The sequence below is a fragment of the Kitasatospora sp. NPDC001539 genome (assembly GCF_040298565.1).
Lineage (GTDB): Bacteria > Actinomycetota > Actinomycetes > Streptomycetales > Streptomycetaceae > Kitasatospora.
Window position 1 is genome coordinate 1 of record NZ_JBEPAK010000301.1, and the last position, 7,494, is coordinate 7,494.

The 7,494-nt window shown below is 74.4% G+C and carries 7 protein-coding genes; 2 read left to right on the top strand and 5 right to left on the bottom strand.

Features of this window, described 5'->3' with window-relative positions; translation table 11 throughout:
- Positions 1-105: 105 nt before the first annotated feature.
- The 3 genes from ABT247_RS29810 to ABT247_RS29820 all read right to left on the bottom strand — a co-directional run bounded on the left by ABT247_RS29810 (position 106) and on the right by ABT247_RS29820 (position 3,637).
- Positions 106-1,209: a calcium:cation antiporter gene (locus tag ABT247_RS29810; RefSeq protein WP_350748625.1), complete on the bottom strand. Its 1,104-nt coding sequence runs from the start codon at positions 1,207-1,209 to the stop codon at positions 106-108.
- A gap of 143 nt (positions 1,210-1,352) precedes the next feature.
- The gene (locus ABT247_RS29815) at positions 1,353-2,879 is read right to left on the bottom strand and encodes a serine/threonine-protein kinase (protein ID WP_350748627.1); all 1,527 of its coding nucleotides are present in this window, start codon (positions 2,877-2,879) and stop codon (positions 1,353-1,355) included.
- Positions 2,876-3,637: a serine/threonine protein kinase gene (locus ABT247_RS29820; protein ID WP_350748630.1), complete on the bottom strand. Its 762-nt coding sequence runs from the start codon at positions 3,635-3,637 to the stop codon at positions 2,876-2,878. The genes ABT247_RS29815 and ABT247_RS29820 overlap by 4 nt, the downstream gene beginning before the upstream one ends.
- A gap of 299 nt (positions 3,638-3,936) precedes the next feature.
- Between ABT247_RS29820 and ABT247_RS29825 the strand changes: the two genes are divergently transcribed.
- The gene (locus ABT247_RS29825) at positions 3,937-4,344 is read left to right on the top strand and encodes a hypothetical protein (RefSeq protein ID WP_350748633.1); all 408 of its coding nucleotides are present in this window, start codon (positions 3,937-3,939) and stop codon (positions 4,342-4,344) included.
- A gap of 309 nt (positions 4,345-4,653) precedes the next feature.
- A complete protein-coding gene (nagB, locus tag ABT247_RS29830; RefSeq protein WP_350748636.1) occupies positions 4,654-5,436 on the top strand; it encodes a glucosamine-6-phosphate deaminase in 783 nt (260 codons plus the stop codon).
- Between the two features lie 88 nt (positions 5,437-5,524).
- Here the strand turns inward: nagB and ABT247_RS29835 are convergent, their stop codons facing one another.
- Together ABT247_RS29835 and ABT247_RS29840 are read right to left on the bottom strand one after the other, a co-directional pair.
- A complete protein-coding gene (locus ABT247_RS29835) occupies positions 5,525-6,655 on the bottom strand; it encodes an aminotransferase class I/II-fold pyridoxal phosphate-dependent enzyme (RefSeq protein ID WP_350748639.1) in 1,131 nt (376 codons plus the stop codon).
- 5 nt (positions 6,656-6,660) lie between these two features.
- A complete protein-coding gene (locus ABT247_RS29840; protein ID WP_350748641.1) occupies positions 6,661-7,377 on the bottom strand; it encodes a helix-turn-helix transcriptional regulator in 717 nt (238 codons plus the stop codon).
- Between the last annotated feature and the right edge of the window lie 117 nt (positions 7,378-7,494).

Below are 7,494 nucleotides of genomic sequence, written 5' to 3' on the forward strand. Positions count from 1 at the left end.
GGGAGCCCCTGGGGCGCCGGCGGCACGGTGGCCGGAGCGGAAGCCGGCGGCCCGTACGGGGGGACGGGCCGACGGCTTCCACTACTGTCCACGGGCGGACCGCCCTCAGGGGTTCACCGCCAGCACCACGAATTCCGCGAGCACCCCGAGGTGCACCGCGCCCTGGAGCAGGGTCGCCCGGCGTGGGATGACCGTCAGCGTGCCGAGCACGACGGTCAGCGTCAGCAGCACCAGGTGCGCCGGTTCGAGGCCGAGGACCAGCGGGCCGGAGAGCCAGGTGGAGGCGATCGCGACCGCGGGGATGGTCAGGCCGATGCTGGCGAGCGCGGAGCCGAGAGCCAGGTTGAGGCTGGTCTGCACCCGGTTGCGCAGGGCCGCGCGCAGCGCCGCGATGGTCTCCGGCAGCAGCACCATCATGGCGATCACCACGCCGACCACGGCGTGCGGCAGCCCGGCGTCGTCCACCGCGGACTCGATGGTCGGCGAGACGCCCTTGGCCAGGCCCACCACCGCGACCAGCGCGACGGCGAGCAGCAGCAGGCTGACGCCGGCGGCCCGCACGGTGGGCGGGCTCGCGTGGTCCTCGTCCTCGACCCGGATCTCCCCCTCCGCCGTGACGGGGAGGAAGTAGTCCCGGTGCCGGAGGGTCTGGGTGGTCACGAACAGCCCGTACACCACCAGCGAGGCAGTGGCCGCGTAGGCCAGTTGGGTGGTGGAGAACTGCGGGCCCGGGGCACTGGTGGTGAAGGTCGGCAGCACCAGGCTGAGAGTCGCGAGGGTCGCGACGCAGGCGAGGGCGGCGCCGGTGCCCTCGGCGTTGAAGACGGCGGTGCGGTACTTCAGCGCGGCCACCAGGATGGACAGTCCGAGAATCCCGTTGCAGGTGATCATCACGGCGGCGAACACGGTGTCCCGGGCCAGGGTCGCGGACTTGTCCCCGCCGTCGGCCATCAGCGTCACGATCAGCGCGACCTCGATCACGGTGACCGCCACCGCGAGCACCAGCGATCCGAAGGGCTCCCCGGTCCAGTGCGCGATCACCTCGGCGTGGTGCACGGCGGCCAGCACCGCACCCACCAGGAAGCACGCGACCACCGCCACCACCCAGCCCGGCAGGTCCTCGTGCCAGGTCAGGGCGAGGACGACGAACGCGGTCACCGGAACGACGACGGTCCATTGCGCGGTCATCGCGCGGAACTTGGTGATCATGCGCCCGAGGATCCCAGACCTCGGCCCGGGCGGCCGGGTGCCCGCGCCGGGACGCCCACGGACGGGGCAGGACTCGCTCCCGTCCGCCGACGGACCCGCAGGAGCCCGGCGGTCCGCGGGTGGCCGTCGAGGACCACCGGTGGTCAGCCGCCGTATTCGGCCAGGTAGCGGAGCACCTTGTCGACGTGCGGCCGCACCCGCTCCGGGACGCCCCCGGCGGCCGCCACGCTCTTGTCGCTGGTGCGGTAGGCGGCGGCGACCAGGGCGGGCAGGTCCCGGGTGAAGCCGCGCCGCTTTATCTGCTGGTCGAGCCAGCAGACGTAGTTGCCCATCGCGGCGATCGCGTCGCCCGGGTCCAGGTAGGACTTCGGGCCGGGGTGGCTGGCCGCCCTGGACCAGGCCTCGAAGACGGCGGGCGTCCACATCGCGATGCCGTACTCGCCGGTCTCCGGGCGGGCCGCGTTCGGGTCGAAGCCGCTCTCGGCCTTGAGCATCGCGGCCAGCAGGACCGGCGTGATCTCCGGCTCCGGGCAGCGCCGGGCCGCGTCCTCGATCATGCCCCGGTAGGGCGCCGGGACGTCCGAGCCCGCCGGGATCGCCCCGGGCAGCGGGGGCGGCCCGGCGCGGTGGCCGCCCGCACCGGTCGGCTCGGGGCCGCCGGCCAGCGCGAGGAGGACCGCGGTGCAGGTCAGCAGGGAGAGGCCGGCCCGGACGGCGGCGCGGCGGCGACCGGGCGGACGGGCGGTCGCCCGGGCCACCAGCGCGGCCAGGTCGGTGCGGGCCCGCTGGTCCCGGTCGGCGGTCAGGCAGGCGGCCACCACGGCCCGCCAGGGGGCCGGCACCGCCTGGTCCAGCCGCAGCGGGACGGCGCCGCGGGCGTACGCCTGGGCCGCCAGCGAGCGGGCCCGGGCGGTGGCGCCGAGGAAGGGGTGCAGCCCGCCGGTGAGCAGTTGGTGGGCGATCACGCCGTAGGCCCAGATGTCGGCGGTGGGGCGCAGGGCGACGCCGCGCGCCCCGGTCCGCTGGGACCACCACTCGGGCGGGACGTGGTCGGGCGAGCCGAGCGGCGGGGCGTACGCGTGGGTGCCCTCGAGTTCGGAGGTGAGGCCGAAGTCGGCGATCTTGGCGGTGCCGTCGGGCATCAGCAGGATGTTGGCCGGTTTGAGGTCCCCGTGGACCCAGCCGGCCCGGTGCATGTGGGTCAGTCCGGAGCAGACCTGGGCGAGGATGCGCTCGGCGCCGGGCACCGGCGTGCCGGGGCGGGCAGTGGCGAGGAGGTCCTGGAGGCTGCGGGCCGCGCGTTCCATCACCAGCGCGACGGCCCCGTCCAGGGCGGGGTGGTCCGGATCCTCGACGGTGACCACCGCGAGGGTGCGGATCAGGTGGGGGTGGTCGGCGCGGCGGCTGAACCGCAGCTCGCTGCCGGCCATCTGGGCCGCGGTGCGGCGCTGACCCGGGCTGAGCCCGGCCGGACCGAGGATCTTGACGGCGGCCCCGGTACCGTCCGGGCCCTCGGCGGCGTAGACGCTGCCCCAGGCTCCCGCGCCGAGGAAGGCGCCGGTGCGGTAGCCGGCCACGAGGTAGCCCTCGGGGAGCTCGAAGGGCGGGAGGCCCCGCGGCGGGTGCCGCTGCTCCGGCGGCCCGGGGTCGGGCCGCGGGGCGGGCGTCACGGCCGGGCGGCCGGGCGCCGGGCCGGCAGCAGCGCCAGGTGCTCCTCCCGGACCAGGTCGAACTTGAGGGCCAGGGCGACGAGTTCCTCGCGCTTGCCGCCGGCCGGGCCCTCCTCGTACGGCTCGCGCAGCCGCAGCTTGGTGCACACCAGGTAGTCGATGTGGTAGTTCACCGCCGAGCGGGTCAGTCCCCGGCAGGAGGGCAGGGCGCGCAGCCGGGCCAGCACCTCGGTGACGCCGGGGACGGCCGCGGTGGAGGGCGAGCGCAGCCGGGGCTCGCAGAGCGCGAGCAGGACGAGGAAGTACTTGGCGGTCGGGTCCAGGGCGAAGGGGCTGACGGTGTGTTCGCCGTCGGCGCCGCGCTGGCCACCGTCCAGGTAGGCGTGCTGGGGGGCGAAGACCTTGAAGGAGGCGGGTTCCCCGAGGGCCGGCAGGAGCACCCGGGAGAGTTCGAAGGGAACGGGCGCGCCGAGCCGTCCGGGCGCCACCTTGATGTGCTCCCCCGCGCCCTCCAGGTTCTCCACCACGTAGGTGGCGGTGGTGCTGAAGTTCGACAGCCGCCAGTAGTCCTCGGCGGCGGCCACCTCGCCGGCACGGCGGGAGACGCCCTGGTCGGACAGCGGGATGGCGACCGGCCGCCCGGGCTCGCCGCGCCCGAACACCGCCGTCTCGCCCGGGCCCATCCGCAGCAGTGCGGGCGCTGCGCCGGGCGCCATGTCCGGCCCCGGACTGGGCAGTTGCACGATGACCGTGTCCACGCCGCCACCTCCGCTGGGGATCGGGTCGATGGTATCCGTCCGATTCGCCGGCTTGGCAAGCCGCCACCCGGACGAGTGAAGGGGACCGGACCCGACGACAGGGCGGCGGCCGTACGCCGATGAACTGACCGCCCGTCAGGCCGGATTCCGGCCATCCGCTGAACGTTCGGCGAACGATTGCAGCCAGTAGTTGAACAGTCACCATGAGTGTGACGCAACGCACACGCATGACTTCCACGATGTGTGCAAGACTCATCTCAAGGAGTGAGATTCCCTTAATTTCCAAGGAGGTTCGTATCATGCGCACTCGGATCGCAGCTGTGATGCTGACGGTGGCGGGGATCGCGACCCTGACGGCCGGTCCCGCCACGGCCGCCACGGCGACGTCCGAGACCGACACCGCGGCCTGCGCCTCGGTGCTCAACCACCCCTGCGTCTCGCACCGGATAGACGGCGAGGGTGTCGTCGGCGTCGCCCAGGTCAGCGCCGACCCGGACCAGTTGACGGTGGTCCAGGTCGACGTCCGCACCCAGAAGGCCTGGGGCAGCCCGTGGGAGCCGGTCGCCACCGCCACCACCGTGAAGCTCGGCTCGGCCCAGGCCGTCACCCCGCGGGTGACCGCCGCCGGGCCGCGGATCATCTGCGCCACCGCCGGTCCGGCGCTGGACGCGAGCAAGCAGGTCACCACCTGTACCAACCCGTTCTGATCGGAGGCCGCCCGGACGCACGACCCGCTCCGCACGGCGGGAGCGCCTCCGCAGGGCAGGGCGACGGGAGCCGGGGCGCACGCGCCCCGGCTCCCTCCACACCCCCACCGCCGGCACCGGCCTCGACCACCGGCATCGACTTCCACCGCCGGCACCGGCTTCCGTCGGCGGCGACGCCGGACGGGGCGCCCGGAGCCCCGGACCAGCGGGCCCGTCGGCCCCGGGTGGACCTGGAGCCCCCGTTCACGGCAAACTGGTCTAGACCTTGGAGGTCTAGACCTCAGCCTCGCCTCAGAACGGTGGACCAGTATGGAAATCGTGATCGTCCCTGACGCCTCAGCGGCCGGCGAACTCATCGCCACGGCGATCACCGATCTGCTGACCGAGAAGCCCGACGCCCTGCTCGGCGTCGCGACCGGCTCGACCCCGCTGCCGGTCTACCAGTCCCTCGCCGCCCGGGTCCGGGACGGCCGGCTGGACGCCTCGAGGGCGCGGATCTGCCAGCTGGACGAGTACGTCGGCCTGCCGGCCGGGCACCCGGAGTCCTACCGCTCGGTGGTGCTGCGCGAGGTCGTCGAGCCGCTCGGCCTGACCGAGGACTCCTTCCTGGGCCCGGACGGCAACGCGGCGGACATCGCCTCGGCCGCCGCCGCCTACGACCGCGCGCTGGCCGAGGCCGGCGGCGTGGACCTGCAGCTGCTCGGCATCGGCACCGACGGCCACATCGGCTTCAACGAGCCGTGCTCCTCGCTCGCCTCGCGCACCCGGATCAAGACCCTGACCAGGCAGACCCGGGTGGACAACGCCCGCTTCTTCGACAGCCTCGACGAGGTCCCGCACCACGTCATCACCCAGGGCATCGGCACCATCCTGGAGGCGCGCCACCTCGTGCTGCTCGCCACCGGCGAGGCCAAGGCCGAGGCCGTCGCGCTGGCCGTCGAGGGCCCGCTGGCCGCCGCCGTCCCCGCCTCGGCGCTGCAGCTGCACCCGCACGCCACCGTGGTGGTGGACGAGGCCGCCGCCTCCCGCCTCAAGCTGGCCGACTACTTCCGCGACACCTACGCCGCCAAGCCGGCCTGGCAGAAGCTCTGACCCGTACGGGTGCCGGGGGCCCGGGCTCCGGCGGTGGTCCTTCCGAGGGCCGCCGGACCCCGGGCCCCTTCCGGTCGCGCGCGGCCGTTCAGCGCTTGCGGAGCCACTCGGCGAAGGCCTCCAGCGCCGGGCCCGGGTCGCGGCGGCCGACGCCGATCCGGAAGCGGTCGGTCGGGGTGGGGGTGAGCTCGGAGCGGAACATGCTCGCGGGCATCAGCAGGACACCCGCCTGCTCGACCAGCGCGGTGCAGAACTCCTCCACCCCGTCCGCGCCCAGGTAGCGCGGGTAGCTGACGCAGCCGCCGTCCGGGGCGCGCCACTCGAAGAGCTCGGGGAACTCCGCGAAGAAGGCGTCGAACAGCGGCAGGTTCTCCGCGATGATGCCCCGGTTGCGGGCCAGGATCCGCTCCCGCGCGGTGACGGCGATCCGGGCCAGCACCTCGCTGGGGGCCGAGTTGCAGATCGTGGTGTAGTGCTTGGCCCGCTCCAGCCGGCTGCGCAGCTCGCCGTCCCGGCAGGCGATCCAGCCGATCCGCAGCCCGGGCAGGCCGAGCGCCTTGGAGGTGACGTTCAGCGACAGCGCGGTCTCGGAGAGGTCGGCGGCCTGCGGCAGCGTGCGCTCGGGGTCGCGTTCCAGGCCCCGGTAGACCTCGTCCGAGAAGAGCCGGACGCCGCGCTCGCCGCACAGCTCGGCCAGGCGGGCGAAGTCGGCGGCGTCGATCACCGCGCCGGTCGGGTTGTTCGGGAAGTTGACCGACAGGACCTTGGTGTTCGGCCGCATTGCCGCCTCGACGGCGTCCAGGTCGAGCGCCCAGTCCCGCCGCTCGTCGAGCGCCACCCCGGTGACCTCGCACAGCGAGAGCGGGATCGTCTCGGCGGACTGGTAGTTGGGGGTGAGCACCACCGCGTGGTCGCCCGGTTCGAGGAGCACCTGCATGGCGAGGTTGATCCCCTCCTGGGCGCCGCCGAAGCAGATCACGTCGTCCGCCCCGACCCGCTCGTACATCCCGGCGATCGCCTGGCGCAGGCCGGGATCGCCGAAGGTCTCGGTGTAGCCGAGCGCGAGGGTGTCCCAGGCCTCGCGGTCCTCGGGGCCGGCCAGGGCGAGCAGCTCGGCCATCGTCATGGTCTGGGCGTCGGAGGCGGTGAGGTGGTGGCGGGCGGTGAACTCCCAGCGGGAGAAGTAGGTTTCGAGCCGGAAGTCGGGCAGTCGGGTCATCGGTGTCAGTCCTTCCTGGTGCCGGCGCCGGGACCGGTGCCGGCAGCGGCGCTGTTTCCGGCCCCCGCCCCGGCCCCGGCTCGGGCGCCGGGGGCCGCCGGGTGTCTGAGCTCGGCGAGCAGGGCGTAGGCGGTGGAGCGGGAGATCCGCAGTGCGGCGGCGACGGCGGGGACGGCCCGGCGGACGGCGAACACCCCGGCCTCGTCCAGTTCGCGCAGGACGGCGAGCCGGTCCTCCCGGGTGAAGCGCTCCGCAGGTCGGCCCCGGGCCCGGACGTGGCCGCCGATCACGTCGTTCATCCGCTCGGTCCAGTCCCGCTCGAACAGCGGCTCGGGGCGCGGTGCGGTGGGCGCGGCGAAGTTCGCCAGCAGCGCCGCGGCCTGCTCCAGCGGGCCGCGGTCGAGGTTGACGCAGAGCACCGCCGAGGGCCTACCGGTGGCGTCGCGCAGGACGGCGCTGACCGAGGAGAGCCGGCGCCCGTCCGGCAGCAGCTTCTCGTAGGGGCCGTAGACGTCGGGCGCGGAGGGGTCCAGCCGGTCCAGTTCGCCGAGCAGCGACGGATCGCCGGGGGCTCGGGTGGTCATCGGGTTCCAGATGGCCAGCACCCGGTCGGTGGCGGTGTCGTGCAGGACCACCTCGGCGTACGGGCCGAGGAGCAGGGCGACCGCCCGGCAGACCGGCGACCAGGTCCGGACGCGCGGGTCGGGCTTTTCGGCAGGCATGCACGGACTGTACGTCCGGCCCGGACACTTCGTCCAGGCCTCGTCCGGGTCTCGTCCGGGTCCCGTCCGGGCCCGGGTGCGCCGGAGGCCCCGCCCACGGGTGCGGGCGGGGCCTCC

Excerpts from the sequence above, each read along its gene's own strand:
- ABT247_RS29840 (WP_350748641.1), bottom strand. The coding sequence starts at position 7,377 with ATGCCTGCCGAAAAGCCCGACCCGCGCGTCCGGACCTGGTCGCCGGTC.
- nagB (WP_350748636.1), top strand. The coding sequence starts at position 4,654 with ATGGAAATCGTGATCGTCCCTGACGCCTCAGCGGCCGGCGAACTCATC.
- ABT247_RS29825 (WP_350748633.1), top strand. The coding sequence starts at position 3,937 with ATGCGCACTCGGATCGCAGCTGTGATGCTGACGGTGGCGGGGATCGCG.
- ABT247_RS29810 (WP_350748625.1), bottom strand. The coding sequence starts at position 1,209 with ATGATCACCAAGTTCCGCGCGATGACCGCGCAATGGACCGTCGTCGTT.
- ABT247_RS29835 (WP_350748639.1), bottom strand. The coding sequence starts at position 6,655 with ATGACCCGACTGCCCGACTTCCGGCTCGAAACCTACTTCTCCCGCTGG.